Raw genomic sequence first — 15,580 nt, forward strand, 5'->3', positions numbered from 1 at the left:
CTTTATAAGTGATATAATTATTATTTGTTATAAATAAAGGAGGTTAATATGGCAGGACATTCTAAATGGCATAATATAAAAAATAAAAAGGGAAAGGCAGACGCCAAGCGAGGCAAGATCTTTACCAAAATGGCTCGTAAAATCACCGTAGCAGCCAAAGAGGGGGGAGTGGATCCCGAATACAATCCCGCCCTTAAAGCGGCCATCGACAGCGCCAAAGCTGAAAACATGCCTAATGACAATATCGAACGCGCCATTAAAAAGGCGGCGGGGGGCGGGGAAACGGATAATTTTGAATCCGTTACCTACGAAGGCTATGGGCCCTCCGGCATCGCCGTCATGGTACTTTGCTTAACGGATAATCGTAACCGTACGGCCCCCGATGTTCGTCACGCGTTCGATAAACACGGCGGCAATTTAGGGACCGACGGATCCGTTGCCTTTATGTTCAATAAGAAGGGCCAATTCGGTATCGAACTTACGGAAGATGTAGATTCCGACACTCTTCAGATGGATGCCATCGAAGCGGGCGCTGAAGATATTCAAGTTGATGAAGACGGGATTCTCGTCTTTACAGAACCTGAGGACTACGGCGCCGTTCGAAAAGCTTTGGAAGAAAAAGGATATAACTTCGCTATTTCGGAAATCACCTATATTCCTCAAACAACAACAGTCTTAGAGGATCCGGAAGATCGAAAGAAGATGCAAAAACTTATCGATCAATTGGAAGAAAACGACGACGTTCAGGAAGTTATTCATAACTGGGAAAACGACGACGAAGACGAGGAATAATGAACCGTATACTATCCATCGTCACCGTTCTGTCCTGTTTTTTTCTTTTATTTAGCTTTTCAACAGAAGCGGTGAGCCAGAATCAGGCATACTATGTGGCACAGATGGAAAAAAACAAGATTCCCGATGTGACGGGTAAAGACATGGACTCGTTGAGTGAAATATCCGCGGCACTCAGAGCCTATTTAAAAAAAGGGGAGGGAGAGATTCTTGCCCCTTATTTTTCCGCAAGCGAAATCGACCATATGGTGGATGTTTACGCTCTGTTTAAATTAATGCGGAAAATTTCCCTTTTAGCTATAGGAATACTCGTCGTGTCTTTACTCACTCTTTCTAGCCGTTTAGGTTGGCGGGGAGCGATGAGGAAGATAGGATCTTCGGCCATGGGACTGCTCGTCGTTCTCACTTTGTTTTCCATAATAGTGGCGCTGAACTTTCATGCAGCGTGGTTTAAATTTCATCAGATTTTCTTTACAAACGATTTATGGCTTATGGACCCGGAAAAAGATCTGATGATTCAAATGCTCCCCGAACCTTTTTTCTTCGGCATGGTGAAACGAATCGGCTTTACTATGCTCGCGGGAATGATCGGTTTGTCGGGACTGTATTTTATAAAAGGAGATTCCAATGAAATTAAATAAAACAATCGACCATACGATTCTTCAAGCGGACGCTACGAAGGATTTGGTAATTAAAACCATCGACGAAGCAAAAGCTTACGATACGGCTTCCATTTGTCTGGAGCCCTGCTGGGTCGAACTTGCCGCCGAGCGTTTAAAGGGGAGCGATGTAAAGGTCTGTACGGTAATCGGTTTTCCTCTCGGAGCCACTACCTCCGCTACAAAGGCATTCGAAGCGAAAGAAGCCGTGGCAAACGGCGCTGACGAAGTGGATATGGTTTTGAATATCGGCGCACTGAAAAGCGGCGATGAAGAAATGGTCCTGAAAGACATGAAGGCCGTGCGCGAAGCCGTTCCCTCCGCCGTCGTGAAGGTGATTATAGAAACCTGTCTTTTAACAGATCAAGAGAAGAAAACGGCCTGCCGTCTTGCGAAAGAAGCGAGACTCGATTTCGTGAAGACTTCTACCGGTTTCAGCACCGGTGGCGCCACCGTTGAAGATGTACGACTTATGCGCGAAGCTGTCGGCGAGGAAATGGGCGTTAAAGCCAGCGGCGGGATCCGTACGAAAGAGACGGCGGAAGCAATGATCGAAGCCGGCGCTACCAGAATCGGCGCTTCTAAAACCGCTGCCATTTTAGGAGAATAAAATGAACCCCATTGCCTTTACGCTTTTCGGTATCGAGGTGCGTTGGTATGGAATTTTCATCGCCATAGGCGCCATGCTCGCCATTTACTTCGGCGAAAAACTTATCGAGAGAAACCCCCGAATACCGAAAGAATCCATAGTGGATATGAGCCTCCTGGCTCTGCCGTTGGGGATCGTCGGCGCCCGACTATATTACGTTCTGTTCGAGTGGGAGTATTACAGCCAACATACCTCGGAGATATTCGCCATACGAAATGGGGGGCTCGCCATTCACGGCGGCCTTCTCGTCGGCGCCTTCGTCATTTTCCTTTTTTCAAAAACGAAGAAAGTTCAATTTCTGGACCTTCTGGACATGATCGTAGGAGGTGTCGCCCTGGCCCAGGGGATCGGACGCTGGGGAAACTTTATGAATGGCGAAGCCCACGGCGGGCCGACCGATTTACCTTGGGCCATTCCGGTAGACGGCGTCATGGTGCACCCGACATTCCTCTACGAATCTATTTTGGATATCGGCATTTTCCTCTTCATTTACTTCTATTTATCGAAGCGAAGAAAATATCCCGGCGAACTGTCGGGAGCTTATTTGATCCTTTATAGTATCGGCCGTTTCTTTATCGAAGGCCTCCGGACAGACAGTCTCTACATCGGGCCTCTAAAGACGGCACAGGTCATGAGCTTAATAGGAATTGCCATCGGAATTAGTCTCTTAATCAATGTTTATCGTCATAAAAATACAGACGATTACAGATTGATTAATAAAAACACTTAAACTGAATAAAAATCTTTAGAAAAACCACCGAATTCGGTGGTTTTTTTGTGTTTCTATCTTGAATCCCATTTTAAATCGTGTAAAATAGAGTTAAGTGGGAGAAAGTGGTAGAGAAGGGTTCATTCGGGGTGGAAAATGTTTTTTGGAGAAATCCGACACAATATAGACTCGAAAGGGCGCTTGGTCATGCCGGCAAAGTTTAGAGAGGGAATACTCGACGGCTTTGTCATGACCAAGGGCTTGGATCAGTGCATTTTTCTTTTCCCCTTAGATGAATGGAAACGCATGGAAGAAAAACTGAAGAGCCTTCCCCTTACCCACAAAGATGCACGCGCTTTCGTCCGCTATTTTTTCTCCGGAGCATGTGACGGGGAACTGGACAAGCAAGGGCGAATTCGCATTCCCCAAAACCTTATGGACTATGCCGAGCTCTCTACTAAAAGTGTGGTTATCGGCGTAGGAACGCGAATGGAAATATGGTCGGAAGATCTGTGGGATGATTACAACGACGACGAATCCCTTTCTTACGATCAAATCGCACAACAGTTGGCCGATCTCGGCATTTAGGAGAAGCTATGACCTTTGAACATATACCGGTGCTGAAAAATGAAGTCATTGAAGGCTTGCATATTGATCCCCGAGGAGTTTATGTAGACGGCACCTTGGGAGGCGGGGGACATAGCGGTGAAATTTTGCGCCGAATTCCCGAAGGGCATCTTATCGGAATCGATCAAGATGACGCCGCGCTCCAAGCGGCGGATCGCCATTTGGCGAGCATCGGAGATAATTACACACTCCTTAAGGGGAACTTTGTAAATATGAAGGATCTCCTGGCTGCGGAAAACATCGAGAAAGTCGACGGAATTTTACTGGATATCGGTGTAAGCTCCCATCAGTTCGACACGGGAGAGCGAGGATTCAGTTATCGTTACGACGGACCGCTGGACATGCGGATGAATCCATCCGACGAATTAAGTGCGCGAGACATCGTCAATACATATGACGAAGATGAACTTAGCCAAATCTTTTGGGAATATGGTGAAGAGCGTTGGGGGAAACGGATCGCCGAGTTTATTGTTGAGGAACGAAAAACCGATCCTATTGAGACGACTTTTGATCTCGTAGAAATCATCAAAAAAGCTATCCCCGGCGGAGCTAGGCGAGAAGGCGGCCATCCGGCAAAGAAGACCTTTCAAGCATTACGAATTGCCGTCAATCGGGAGCTGGATGTATTGGAAGAGGTCATTCCCGATGCGGTGTCTCTTTTAAAACCGAAAGGTCGGCTTGCCATTATCACTTTTCATTCCTTGGAAGACAGGATCGTAAAAAATGAGTTTAAATATCTCAATCAAGACTGCATCTGTCCGCCGCGCCAACCTATTTGTACCTGTGATAAAAAGCGGGAGATAAAGATCATTACGAGAAAGCCCATTACCGCTACTGAAAAAGAATTGGCCGAAAACAATCGGTCTCATTCCGCAAAGCTGCGAATTGCTGAAAAAATATAGGGGGAGTGATATAATGAAAAAGGTTCAGGCGCGACAAAATCGTCGCCGACCCATACCACGGAAAAAGAATCGTTCGATGTCCACTTCCGCCTGTATCGGCCTTATGATTTTAATGTTATGTATTACGGGGCTCGTACAACTTAAGGTACAGACTCGCCTTGCAAATATTAATTCGGCAATCGATCGGCAAGTGAGAGCTTTGGAAGATATGGACAAGACGTATAAAGATATGACGGCGAGTTTGGATGAGATCAAAAATTCCGACGACATTATGCGAAAAGCTAAATTCCAGCTGGGCATGGTGTATCCGGATAATGATCAGGTCAAGTACATCGATGTCGCTATTCGGGAAAAAGATAATGATGTAAACGAAAATGTTTACCTAAATCCTGTGATCTCCGTGTTGCATATTTTCAACGGAAAGTAGGAGACTTTTGTGCGAGAGCAGAAAATAAATCAGAACAAAAGAGTGAGAAAGAGAAAGAAGAATCATCGTTCTTTTGGTACGCGCTTTAAAAGTATGGACCGAAAGGCGGCACTACTGTATTCGATCCTTTTCTCGCTCTTTTTTATTTTGCTCATCCGCGTCGGTTATTTACAAACCGTCGAATCGGACAGTTTAACTCGGGACGCATTGGCGCTGGACAGTGCGCAGAACAAGAAAAATGCCCGCGGACTCATTGTGGACAGTAGCGGTAAAGAACTGGTCTCCAATATCAGCAGATCGGATATTTACGTGGACACGGAAACACTTTTAAAGAGTAAAAACAGTGCTAAATATAAAGAGCAGTTGATCAGCATCGCGGGAAAAACGCTGGATATGACGAAAGAGGAAGCCGAGAAACGTCTGGAGAAAAAAGGCCACGTTCTTCTTAAAGGAAATGTGGATCGGTCCTCGGCTATGCGCGTTCGCGACACCGATATTCCCGGCGTCGTCGTGGAGGATTTTGAAGCCAGGTCCTATCCCTATAATGATCTGGCTTCCCTCATTATCGGCTTTACTAATAAAGACGGAGAAGGGCGCTACGGACTGGAACGCTATTATAACGAGACCTTAAGCGGCAACAGTGCCATTCTTTCTTCTCAGGAAGATCCTTCTTCCGTCGTCGAAGGAGGAGGAAGTTTAAAGCTTACGATTTCCGAACCTTTACAACGAAAAACCGAGGAGATCCTCGACAATTATCGTGAAAAGAACCAAGCGAAGCGCATTACCGCCATCGTTCAGGAGACACAAACGGGCGCTATTGCCGCTATGGCTTCCACAGATGATTACAATTTAAACTACCCCTATCGACCGGCGACGAAGGCGCAAAGTGCCGTGTGGAAAGATCTTTCTCAAGAACAAAAATCCGAGATGTGGTTCGATAATTGGCGAAACTTCTCTGTAAGCGATACCTACGAGCCCGGCTCTACCTTTAAGACCATAACGGCGGCGGCAGCTATCGAAGAGAGCACGACCAATCCCAAGAAGCACTATTACTGTACGGGTTATGTTCGAGACATTCCGGGCATAACCATTACCTGTACCTCTCTGCCCAATCCTCACGGAGACATCACCATGGATAAGGCATTTGCGGAATCCTGTAATATCAGCTTCGTCAGTATTGCAAGAGAGCTTTCAAAAGAGGGCATGCTAAAATATATCCGAGCTTTCGGTTTCGGTGAAAAAACAGGCATCGACTTGCCTGCGGAACAGGAAGGAATGGTTCCGGAAAGTGAAGATAAGATCGGAGATGCGCGCCTCGCTACGATGAGCTACGGTCACGGCATTGCCGTCACGCCCATTCAAATGGTAACCGCCATATCCGCCGTCGCCAACGGAGGCTATTTGCTGGAGCCCTATGTGGTCGATGAAATCACAGATGCGGCGGGAAATCTCGTGGAAAAACACGGCACCGTCGTACGGCGACAAGTCGTGTCAGAATCTACGAGCAACACCATGCGTAATTTAATGGTGCAGGTAGTTGAAAAAGGAACGGGTAAATATGGTGCCGTGGATCGCTATTTAATCGGCGGAAAGACCGGTACGGCGGATAAGGTATCGGAAACCGGCGGCTATGAAAAAGATAAATATATCAGCAGTTTCGTTTCCGTAGGGCCTATGGACGATCCGAAATATACGGTGCTGGTTATCGTCGAGGAGCCTGAAGGAGATTATTTCGGCGCCACCGTTGCGGCACCGATCGCTTCGGATATTATGAACACGGCGCTCCGCAGCGCAGAGGTTCCCTATTCCGCGGGCATGAAAGAGAAACAGGCAAAAAAAGTCATCGTTCCCAATGTGGAGAACATGCTTCTCGAAGATGCGGGCAAGGCGCTTACGGATGTAGGCCTGAAATTTAATATGGCCTCCGAAAATGTGGGAGCCTTCGGTATTGTAGAAAAACAAGCGCCCAAAGCGGGCACGGAAGTGGACGAAGACACGATCGTTGATTTAAAAGTAGATCCTAACGATGCCAACCGAAAGAGTGTGCCGAACTTCCTCGGAAAATCTAAAGGCGAAGTTGAAAGACTGTTAGAAAATTCGAATATCGATTATATTATGGAGGGAGAGGGGACGGTTGTCTCCCAGGAACCCTTAGCAGGAGAAGAGCTTCAAAAAGGAATGAAAGTTCGCCTGCGCCTCGAAGAAAAGCCTTCATCCGATAAAGACAATAAATCCGAGGAGGAATTTGGAGCGGGAGAGGACCGCTCTAAAGATCGGAAAGATCCTAAGATGAAGACCTCTTCTACAAAGCAGAAGACCCAAGAGGCGAAAAACAAGAAAAAAAGGAGTCATTAGTTTATGTTTACAACTTTGCCAATCAGTTTTGGCCTGGGACTTATTTTCAGTTTAATAGGGGGGCACTACTTTATCCCCATGTTAAGAAGGTTACACGCTGGTCAGGAAATTCGGGAAGACGGGCCCCAATCTCACCTGGTGAAGGCGGGTACCCCCACTATCGGCGGCATTATCTTTTTAACATCCGCTATTTTAGCTACCTTGGTAATCAAAAATTTAACCTATGAAGCGATGGTTTTATTTATCTCCACACTGGGCTTTGGCCTTGTGGGTTTTGTAGACGACTATTTAAAAGTCGTCCACAAGCGAAACCTGGGTTTTACAGCGCGTCAAAAACTTCTGGCTCAAATCTTGATCGCCGTTTTACTCTATGTATTGATTCGCACATCCGACGGCTTATCCACGGCTATGTTGGTTCCCGGTAGAGGCACAACATGGGAAATGGGTATTATGTTTATTCCTTTCATTATTTTCGTCGTCGTCGGAACGGTAAACTCTGTAAACTTAACAGACGGTCTCGACGGGTTATCTTCCTCAGTTACCATCATCGTCATGTTATTTTTCTCCCTCGTAAGTTATAAGATGGGTCGAACATCCATCACCCTGTTTTGTCTGGTAATGGCTGGAGCTCTTTTAGGATTTTTGTTCTATAATAAATATCCTGCAAAAGTATTTATGGGGGATACGGGCTCTTTGGCGCTTGGAGGTGCCGTCGTAGCGGTGGCCATTTTGCTCAATCTACCATTACTGCTTCCCATTTGTTGCGGAATTTATTTTATCGAGACTCTCTCTGTGATCATCCAGGTAGTTTCTTTTAAAACCAGGGGCAAAAGAGTCTTTTTAATGAGTCCCATCCATCATCATTTTGAGCATAAAGGAATGAATGAAGTTCAAATCGTCGGTTTATTTTCCATCGTCGAAATTGTTCTTTGCGTGATCAGTTATTTCCTGATTTTTTAGGGGTGTACTATGAAAAACAAAAAGATATTAGTTTACGGCTTGGGGAAAACCGGCCTGAGCGCCATCGATGCTTTGGGCGACGATAATACGCTTTATGTCTACGACGACGATCCGTCCCACTTTGATCTGGCGGAAGGTCTTCCCGTGTACGACGGGGAGGCTATTGATTTCGTCATCAAAAGCCCAAGCATTCCACTGGATCAAGGCATTTTGCCGGAATTGGAGGAGCGAGGAATCCCCGTACTTTCGGACATCGAAGTCGCCTACCGTATTTCCGAGTGCGAAAATTTTCTCGCCATTACCGGCACCAACGGCAAGACGACGGTTACGGATCTGCTCTACCATCTCTTAATTGACGGCGGGAAAGTGGCCTATGTGGGAGGCAATATCGGCATCGGCATTTTGCCCATTGCAAAGCGCGCCGGTAAAGACGATATTCTCGTCATCGAATGTTCGAGTTTTCAATTGGAAACCATCGACGAATTCAAACCGAAAGTGGCGATATTAACTAATATTACAGAGGATCATTTAGACCATCATAAATCCGTAGATTCTTACCGCGAAAGTAAAAAGAATATATATAAAAATCAAGGAGAAGGCGATTACTTAATTTTAAATATAGACGATCCTTATCTCGCCATGACGGGCGAGGAGCTGGAATCTCCTCTTGTAGTAAGCACGACGCCCATTCAACAGGACGGAGCCTACAGGGACGGGGATAAACTTTATCTCGTTTTAGGCGGCGAAACGATCTATTTAATGGATCGTGACGAGATGCTTCTCGTAGGCGATCATAATGTACGCAATGCGCTGGAAGCTTCCTTAGCTGCTTATATTATGGGCGTAGATGTAGAATCTATTCGCAACACCCTTATGTCATACCGCGGTAAAGATCACCGTATGGAGTATGTGGCGGCTATCGGAGGGGTGGATGCCTATAACGACTCTAAGGGAACCAATCCCGATTCCACCGATGTAGCTCTGGCAAGTTTCTCGCGGCCGGTACGTTTACTGGCAGGCGGTTACGACAAAGGCAGTGATTTTAAAGAACTCTTTAAGCGCCATCACGAGGGTATTGCCGGCTTATATCTTTTCGGAGAAACGAAAAGTATTATGGAAGAGGAGGCACGGGAAGAAGGCGTTCGGAATATTCATGTCTTTGAAACTATGGAAGAGGCGACGGAAGAAGCCTTGGACGACAGTGAAGAAGGGGACATTTTATTGCTGTCTCCGGCCTGCGCTTCATGGGATCAGTTTAAGAGTTATGAAGAACGAGGGGATCGGTTTAAAGCGTTAATTTTAGAAAAGCGGAGCTGATGAGGCTATGTCTCAAATTAAAAAATATGTAGATCCTGTGTTGCTGGCTTCCATCATCATGCTGCTTATTGTCGGCGTGTTCATGGTGGCCTCCAGTTCGTGGGGAGAGGGCCTGAAGGAATTCGGCGACGGAAGCTATTACTTTAAGCGTCATGTCGTATTCCTCGTTATCGGCATCATTGCCTGTATCGCCGGATACGGCACGCCACTTAAAATCCTCAGAAAATTGGCCATGCCCCTTTGGGTCTTCAGCATGATTTTATGTTTAGCCCTTTTTACGGGTATGGGCGTTACAGTTAACGGTGCTACTCGCTGGCTGGCCATTCCGAAAACTAATTTTCAATTTATGCCCTCGGATCTGCTCAAGTACACCTCTATTTTTTTTGTGGCTCATCTTTGCACGATTCACAGAAAAAGGGGGAGGCGTCAAGGTTTTCTACCGATACTCTTCGTCATCGGCGTTTCGGCGGGGATCGTCGTCATCGAGGATTTTTCTTCGGCGAGCGTCATTACTATCAGTCTGATGAGTATGTTTTTTATTTCCGGCATGAGTTTCTCGGAACTGATCGCCATCCTTTCCTTAGGTGCGATGGGTATCTATGGGTTTGTCCTTCGCGTACCCTATCGTATGAAACGACTTACCTCCTTTTTAGATCCCTTCGACGATATAGGGAATACGGATTGGCAACTGGCCAATTCTCTTTATTCCATCGGCATCGGATCCATTACGGGAGTCGGTTATTTTAACGCCCATCGAACATTTAATCGTTTGCCGGAAGCATACAATGACTTTATCTTTGCGGTTATCGGTCAGGAATTCGGCTTGATCGGCTCTGTCGTCGTGATCTTGCTTTTTGCGATTTTTATAGCGAGAGGCTTTCAGACGGTCAGAATGCAGAGAAAATTTTACGAAAAACTGGTAGCGACGGGGATCGTCGTATCCATTGGATTTCAAGCTTTTTTTAACATGGGCGTCGCCGTGGGACTTTTGCCCGTTACGGGATTAACCTTACCCTTTATCTCTTATGGCGGTACCGCTCTCATTCTCGTAATGGGAATGAGCGGCATTTTACTCAGACTATCTGCGAAAGGAGCGTCACGTTGAAAGTAATTCTCTCAGGTGGCGGCACCGGAGGCCATATTTATCCAGCTTTGGCCATAGGTGAAGCGTTAAAAAATAAAGTAGAGGATGTGGACATTCTCTATGTAGGAAAAAAAGACAGCATGGAAGAGGAGTTGGCTAAGAAAGAAGGATTGAAATTTGCTCCTGTGCATATCAAGGGCTTTCCCCGAAAAAAAATCAACAAAGAGTCCATCCTCACTATGATGGAACTTTTACGAGGTCTACACGATGCGGGAGAGATACTGAAGGAGTTTGAGCCCGATGTGGTTATCGGTACAGGAGGCTATGTATGTGCGCCCATCGTACTGAAAGCCCAAAGAAAAAATATAAAAACGGTGATTCAGGAACAAAACGCCTATCCGGGAAAGACCAACCGCCTTCTGGCGAAGCGCGTCGATCTTATCGCATACAGCTTTAAGGAGGCGGAGCATTATTTTCCCGATCATGCTAAAAAGCTTTACACGGGTAATCCTATTCGCTCCAGCTTTCAGAAGGTACAAAGAGAAAAAGCGCTGGAAAATTTAGGTCTCGGGAATGAAAAATCCTTGGTACTTTCTTTCGGCGGTAGTGGCGGTCAGGAATCTACAAATGAAGCGATTTTAGAAATAATGGGACATTACAAAGAGCTTCCCTTCCATCTCGTACACATTACGGGGAAGGAACATTACGAAGGTTTTGTAGAGCGAATGCCTGAAGTCGACGAGAATTCCTATACTATTCTCGATTATTCTCATCAAATTCCGGAGTTTCTCGCCGTAGCGAAACTCGTGGTTGCGTCTTCTTCCGCCATGACCCTTGCAGAAATCAGTGCAATGCACTTGCCCTCGATCCTTATCCCCAAGGCTTACACGGCAGGTAATCATCAATACCATAATGCCATGAGTTATAAAAAAGCCGATGCGGCGGAGGTAATCGAAGAAAAAGATTTAAATGGACAGGTATTGCTCGAGGTCATGAAGAGGCTGCTCGATAATGAGGAAGCATGTCGAGCTATGGGAAATGCTGCCTATGGTCTTATTAACCCTAAGGGAACGGAAGAAATTGTTGACGCCATTTTAGAGGTGGTGTCCTCATGACGGAGAAAAGGCGGAAGAGAAAGAAAAAGCTCAAGCGGAAATATCGCAATCGCCGAATCCTACTTGTCGTCGTTTTAATCGCGATTATCGCCGGCGGATGCTTTTTGTTTTCATCTCTTACGGCTACTCAGGAAGTGGCGATCTCAGGAGCGAAGGTTGTTCCGAAGGCGACCATTCGCCAAATCACAGACGATTATGTAAACAAAAGTTACCTCACAATGGATAGGAAGAGCCTGAAGAATCGCTTGGAGCAATTACCTTATGTAAAAAGTGCAGACATCGGCCTTTCCTTTCCTCATACCTTAACCGTCTCAATAAAAGAAGAGGTGCCGTCTGCTCAGCTTTACAGCGGGGACGGATATATACTCGTTAACGAAAATTTTAAAGCTCTCGCTAAGACCAGATCCTATGACACGAGTCTTCCGAAGATTACGGGAATCCCCACAAGAGGGGTCAAGCTCGGTCAGGTAGCTCTTAAGGAAACGGGTAATGAAAAGAAGATTGCCATGATTCAAGCTCTCTTTCTTTCTGAAATAAAAAAGGATATCAATACACTGGCCATATTGGATCGAGGCGTAAAGATTTCATTTTCGGATGGAACCATCGTTCATATTCAAAGTTTTAACGATGCCGAATATAAGGTAAAACAACTTGAAGAAATTCGCAAAGAGATGAAACTTAAAGATGAAACTTATCGCGAGATTTATCTGGATCAGGGAGATCATCCCGTTGCGGTAAAACCCTCTTCCATGGATGAGGATTTAAGCGATGAAGAAGTCGACGGGCAATTGGAAGAAGGGAATACATCTCAAACTAAAAATAAAAGCGAAAAGATGGAGAAAGAAGGAGAAGAATCCTCAAAAAAAGATTCTAAAAACAATGAGGATGAAGAGAATAAAGAACAAAAACGCAGTGCCGAGAAAGAGCATGAAACGAGGTAGTACGCCTTTTCTTGACTTGTACTGATTTTCTCTATAAAATGTAATAAATTGATTTGATTTCATGGCTTATGTGCGCGAATTAGGAGGATTTAAATGTTGGATTTTGATATGGATCATGAAGAATTTGCAAAAATTAAAGTTGCAGGTGTAGGAGGCGGTGGAAACAATGCCGTCAACCGTATGATTAACGCCGGCGTTCGCGGCGTAGAATTTCTCGCTATTAATACCGATCGTCAAGCTCTAAAAAACTCTTTAGCTGAGACGAAGATTCAAATCGGCGAAAAAGTAACAAGAGGCCTCGGTGCCGGCGCAAACCCGGACATCGGCGAACAATCGGCTGAAGAAAGCCTGGATGAAATTCGCGAAGCCTTAAGCGGAGCGGACATGGTATTTATTACTGCCGGCATGGGCGGCGGTACCGGTACGGGAGCAGCCCCAATTATTGCCGATGTAGCGAAAGATTTAGGCGCATTGACCGTAGGCGTCGTAACGAAGCCCTTCTCTTTTGAAGGTGCTCGCCGTACGAAACAAGCTATTCGCGGTATTGAAGAATTAAGAGACAAAGTCGATACTTTGGTTATTATTCCCAACGACAGACTGTTTAATATTTCCGACAAGAAGACCACTTTCTCGGAAGCTTTCGTCATGGCGGATGAAATCTTGAAACAAGGTATTCAAGGTATCTCCGAACTCATCAGCGTCCCCAATGTTATTAACCTCGACTTTGCAGACGTTAAAACCGTTATGCATGACAAGGGCATCGCTCACATGGGTATCGGTTACGCTTCCGGAGACGATAGAGCAACTGAAGCTGCGCGCAATGCCGTAGAAAGTCCTTTACTCGAAACCTCTATTCAAGGAGCTAAATCCGTTCTGTTAAACATTACCTCCGGTAACGACCTGGGTATGTTTGAAATGAACGAAGCGGCCGATTTAATTCGTTCCACCGTCGATGAAGATGCCAATATTATCTTCGGTGCCGGTATCGATGAATCCTTGAAGGATCAAGTGAAGATCACCGTCATCGCTACGGAATTTGATCAAGATGACGACGATAAGTCGAAAAAACAAACGAAGGGCTTCAATGTCTCTAAAGACGATCAAAATGAAAAAGTGAGCGGATCCGGCAAGAAAGAAAAAGACGACGAGTTAAATATTCCGGATTTTCTTCGCAGAATGAGATAGTAAATTATTGACGTATCCTGCGGGATACGTCTTTTGTTTTTTAGGAGGTGAATCATGCGCTGTCCCTATTGTCATCATCTAGATTCGAAGGTTGTCGACTCTCGCCCGACGGAGGAAGGCGCGTCCATTAGGCGCAGGAGAGAGTGTATTGCCTGCGGTAGACGATTCACGACCTACGAACAGATCGAAGTGACGCCTATGACCGTTAAAAAGAAAAGTGGCGGTATCGACGTATTCGATCGCAATAAAATATTAAAGGGCCTGATCAAATCTTGTGAAAAGCGGCCGGTGACCCTGGAGTCTATGGAAGCCCTGGTCGACGATATTGAAGCCACCCTTCAGAGCAAAATGGTAAAGCAAATTACCAGCGAGGAAATCGGCGAAATGATTTTGGAGCGTCTTAAGGATCTGGATGAGGTAGCTTATGTACGGTTTGCATCAGTTTACAGGCGTTTTCAGGACATCGACAGTTTTTTAAAGGAGCTGGAAGAACTTAAGGCACGCGACGAAAAAAGTAGGTGATTATGGATTTATTTGAATTTCAGATGAACAATCGCCTAAAGGATACGGCGCCGCTCGCCGAGCGCATGCGGCCGAGAAAGCTTGAAGATTACGTAGGCCAGGATCACGTAGTAGGGAAGGGTAAGTATATCGATCGCATTTTGCATACTCGCTATTTGCCGTCCCTTTTATTCTACGGTCCCCCGGGCATCGGTAAGACGACGCTCGCAGAAATTGTCGCCAAGGCGTCCAATCGTGCCTTTGTCGCCATAAGTGCCGTTACGAGCAATGTTAAAGAACTTCGAGAAGTACTAACGGAAGCTGAAGACCGGTTGGGAGGGCAAGGCCAGGAGACCGTGCTTTTTCTCGACGAAATCCACCGATTCAATAAATCTCAACAAGATGTCCTGCTTCCCTATGTGGAAAAAGGCAAGATTATTTTAATGGGCGCCACGACGGAAAATCCCTATTTTTACGTAAACTCCGCCTTACTTTCCCGTCTGCAGGTGGTTCAGCTGAAACCTCTGGACGACGAGGCCGTAGGAGAGCTTTTGAGGCGTGCCCTTCGAGACCAAGTGCGAGGATTCGGGAAAGAAGATATTCAGTTTGAGGCGGGAGCTTTTGAGAATCTAATTGCCATGGCTCACGGTGACGGACGTTCGGCGCTGAATCTTTTAGAGGTCTGCGTTTTGAGCACATCGCCTAAAGAGAATGGCACTATATTTATTACTGCAAAGGATGTGTCGGAATCCTCTTTAAAGCGTTCCCATCGCTATGATCGAGACGGAAACGAGCATTACGATACCATTTCCGCTTTTATAAAATCCATTCGCGGTTCGGATCCGGATGCCGCCGTTTTTTATCTGGCGAAAATGCTGGACTCGGGCGAAGAGCCCGAATATATCGCAAGACGTATGATGATTTCAGCATCGGAAGACATTGGAAATGCCGATCCCTACGCTATTACCATGGCGGTCTCCGCGTTTCAAACACTTCGAGTGATCGGCATGCCTGAGGGGAGAATCACCCTGGCGCAAGCGGCGACTTATTTGGCGACGGCGCCAAAGAGCAATCGAAGCTATATGGCCATTAATCGTGCTTTGGACGATGTAAAGCGGGGAGTGGGGAAGGTGATTCCTCCTTATTTAAGGGATCAGCACCAGCCCCTGGAGGAACACGAAGGGTATCGTTACCCTCACGATTATCCCGGAGGATATGTTTCTCAGCGCTACTTGCCTTTAGACATGGATGAGACGAAATACTACGAACCCTCGAATCGAGGGCATGAAGAGATTATTAATAGATACTTAAATAAACTATATCAGGAGGACGAGAGTGAAAATTCGTGAAGTATTAG

General features: G+C 46.0%; 16 protein-coding genes. All 16 read left to right on the plus strand.

Annotated elements, in window-relative coordinates:
- Positions 1-48: 48 nt before the first annotated feature.
- The 16 genes from PEPTYR26121_RS01375 to PEPTYR26121_RS01450 all read left to right on the plus strand — a co-directional run bounded on the left by PEPTYR26121_RS01375 (position 49) and on the right by PEPTYR26121_RS01450 (position 15,572).
- Positions 49-792 carry a YebC/PmpR family DNA-binding transcriptional regulator gene (locus tag PEPTYR26121_RS01375; protein ID WP_180498478.1) on the plus strand — a complete coding sequence of 248 codons (744 nt, stop codon included), beginning with the start codon at positions 49-51 and terminating at the stop codon, positions 790-792.
- Complete coding sequence (locus PEPTYR26121_RS01380) at positions 792-1,433, plus strand: TIGR01906 family membrane protein (protein ID WP_180498479.1); 642 nt, start codon at positions 792-794, stop codon at positions 1,431-1,433. The genes PEPTYR26121_RS01375 and PEPTYR26121_RS01380 overlap by 1 nt, the downstream gene beginning before the upstream one ends.
- Entirely contained in the window at positions 1,420-2,061 is a 642-nt protein-coding gene (deoC, locus tag PEPTYR26121_RS01385; RefSeq protein ID WP_180498480.1) for a deoxyribose-phosphate aldolase, read from the plus strand. Before PEPTYR26121_RS01380 ends, deoC begins: the two co-directional genes overlap by 14 nt.
- 1 nt (position 2,062) lies before the next feature.
- Entirely contained in the window at positions 2,063-2,830 is a 768-nt protein-coding gene (gene lgt / locus PEPTYR26121_RS01390; RefSeq protein WP_180498481.1) for a prolipoprotein diacylglyceryl transferase, read from the plus strand.
- Between the two features lie 135 nt (positions 2,831-2,965).
- Positions 2,966-3,397, plus strand: a complete 432-nt coding sequence (gene mraZ / locus PEPTYR26121_RS01395; protein WP_180498482.1) for a division/cell wall cluster transcriptional repressor MraZ — start codon at positions 2,966-2,968, stop codon at positions 3,395-3,397.
- 8 nt (positions 3,398-3,405) lie between these two features.
- Positions 3,406-4,338, plus strand: a complete 933-nt coding sequence (gene rsmH / locus PEPTYR26121_RS01400) for a 16S rRNA (cytosine(1402)-N(4))-methyltransferase RsmH (RefSeq protein WP_180498483.1) — start codon at positions 3,406-3,408, stop codon at positions 4,336-4,338.
- Positions 4,339-4,351: 13 nt separating this feature from the next.
- Entirely contained in the window at positions 4,352-4,765 is a 414-nt protein-coding gene (locus PEPTYR26121_RS01405; RefSeq protein WP_180498484.1) for an FtsB/FtsL family cell division protein, read from the plus strand.
- Between the two features lie 9 nt (positions 4,766-4,774).
- Positions 4,775-7,120: a peptidoglycan D,D-transpeptidase FtsI family protein gene (locus tag PEPTYR26121_RS01410; RefSeq protein ID WP_180498485.1), complete on the plus strand. Its 2,346-nt coding sequence runs from the start codon at positions 4,775-4,777 to the stop codon at positions 7,118-7,120.
- Positions 7,121-7,123: 3 nt separating this feature from the next.
- A complete protein-coding gene (gene mraY / locus PEPTYR26121_RS01415; protein WP_180498486.1) occupies positions 7,124-8,080 on the plus strand; it encodes a phospho-N-acetylmuramoyl-pentapeptide-transferase in 957 nt (318 codons plus the stop codon).
- 9 nt (positions 8,081-8,089) lie between these two features.
- On the plus strand, positions 8,090-9,397 hold the full coding sequence (murD, locus tag PEPTYR26121_RS01420; protein ID WP_180498487.1) for a UDP-N-acetylmuramoyl-L-alanine--D-glutamate ligase: 1,308 nt from the start codon (positions 8,090-8,092) through the stop codon (positions 9,395-9,397).
- Between the two features lie 7 nt (positions 9,398-9,404).
- Positions 9,405-10,502: an FtsW/RodA/SpoVE family cell cycle protein gene (locus PEPTYR26121_RS01425; protein WP_180498488.1), complete on the plus strand. Its 1,098-nt coding sequence runs from the start codon at positions 9,405-9,407 to the stop codon at positions 10,500-10,502.
- Positions 10,499-11,596 (plus strand): undecaprenyldiphospho-muramoylpentapeptide beta-N-acetylglucosaminyltransferase, encoded by a 1,098-nt coding sequence (murG, locus tag PEPTYR26121_RS01430; RefSeq protein ID WP_180498489.1) that lies wholly within the window; start codon positions 10,499-10,501, stop codon positions 11,594-11,596. The genes PEPTYR26121_RS01425 and murG overlap by 4 nt, the downstream gene beginning before the upstream one ends.
- Positions 11,593-12,537: an FtsQ-type POTRA domain-containing protein gene (locus tag PEPTYR26121_RS01435; protein WP_180498490.1), complete on the plus strand. Its 945-nt coding sequence runs from the start codon at positions 11,593-11,595 to the stop codon at positions 12,535-12,537. The genes murG and PEPTYR26121_RS01435 overlap by 4 nt, the downstream gene beginning before the upstream one ends.
- Before the next feature lie 93 nt (positions 12,538-12,630).
- Positions 12,631-13,722, plus strand: coding sequence for a cell division protein FtsZ (gene ftsZ / locus PEPTYR26121_RS01440; RefSeq protein ID WP_180498492.1), 1,092 nt, complete (start codon positions 12,631-12,633; stop codon positions 13,720-13,722).
- 54 nt (positions 13,723-13,776) lie between these two features.
- Positions 13,777-14,244 carry a transcriptional regulator NrdR gene (gene nrdR / locus PEPTYR26121_RS01445; RefSeq protein ID WP_180498494.1) on the plus strand — a complete coding sequence of 156 codons (468 nt, stop codon included), beginning with the start codon at positions 13,777-13,779 and terminating at the stop codon, positions 14,242-14,244.
- Between the two features lie 2 nt (positions 14,245-14,246).
- Positions 14,247-15,572, plus strand: a complete 1,326-nt coding sequence (locus PEPTYR26121_RS01450; RefSeq protein ID WP_180498496.1) for a replication-associated recombination protein A — start codon at positions 14,247-14,249, stop codon at positions 15,570-15,572.
- Positions 15,573-15,580: the final 8 nt, after the last annotated feature.

Source organism: Aedoeadaptatus nemausensis, from assembly GCF_903819165.1.
Lineage (GTDB): Bacteria > Bacillota > Clostridia > Tissierellales > Peptoniphilaceae > Aedoeadaptatus > Aedoeadaptatus nemausensis.

Coding starts and splice junctions, on each gene's coding strand:
- PEPTYR26121_RS01425 (WP_180498488.1), top strand. CDS start 9,405: ATGTCTCAAATTAAAAAATATGTAGATCCTGTGTTGCTGGCTTCCATC.
- PEPTYR26121_RS01375 (WP_180498478.1), top strand. CDS start 49: ATGGCAGGACATTCTAAATGGCATAATATAAAAAATAAAAAGGGAAAG.
- deoC (WP_180498480.1), top strand. CDS start 1,420: ATGAAATTAAATAAAACAATCGACCATACGATTCTTCAAGCGGACGCT.
- PEPTYR26121_RS01435 (WP_180498490.1), top strand. CDS start 11,593: ATGACGGAGAAAAGGCGGAAGAGAAAGAAAAAGCTCAAGCGGAAATAT.
- nrdR (WP_180498494.1), top strand. CDS start 13,777: ATGCGCTGTCCCTATTGTCATCATCTAGATTCGAAGGTTGTCGACTCT.
- PEPTYR26121_RS01405 (WP_180498484.1), top strand. CDS start 4,352: ATGAAAAAGGTTCAGGCGCGACAAAATCGTCGCCGACCCATACCACGG.
- lgt (WP_180498481.1), top strand. CDS start 2,063: ATGAACCCCATTGCCTTTACGCTTTTCGGTATCGAGGTGCGTTGGTAT.
- mraY (WP_180498486.1), top strand. CDS start 7,124: ATGTTTACAACTTTGCCAATCAGTTTTGGCCTGGGACTTATTTTCAGT.
- mraZ (WP_180498482.1), top strand. CDS start 2,966: ATGTTTTTTGGAGAAATCCGACACAATATAGACTCGAAAGGGCGCTTG.
- PEPTYR26121_RS01380 (WP_180498479.1), top strand. CDS start 792: ATGAACCGTATACTATCCATCGTCACCGTTCTGTCCTGTTTTTTTCTT.
- rsmH (WP_180498483.1), top strand. CDS start 3,406: ATGACCTTTGAACATATACCGGTGCTGAAAAATGAAGTCATTGAAGGC.
- PEPTYR26121_RS01450 (WP_180498496.1), top strand. CDS start 14,247: ATGGATTTATTTGAATTTCAGATGAACAATCGCCTAAAGGATACGGCG.
- murD (WP_180498487.1), top strand. CDS start 8,090: ATGAAAAACAAAAAGATATTAGTTTACGGCTTGGGGAAAACCGGCCTG.
- ftsZ (WP_180498492.1), top strand. CDS start 12,631: ATGTTGGATTTTGATATGGATCATGAAGAATTTGCAAAAATTAAAGTT.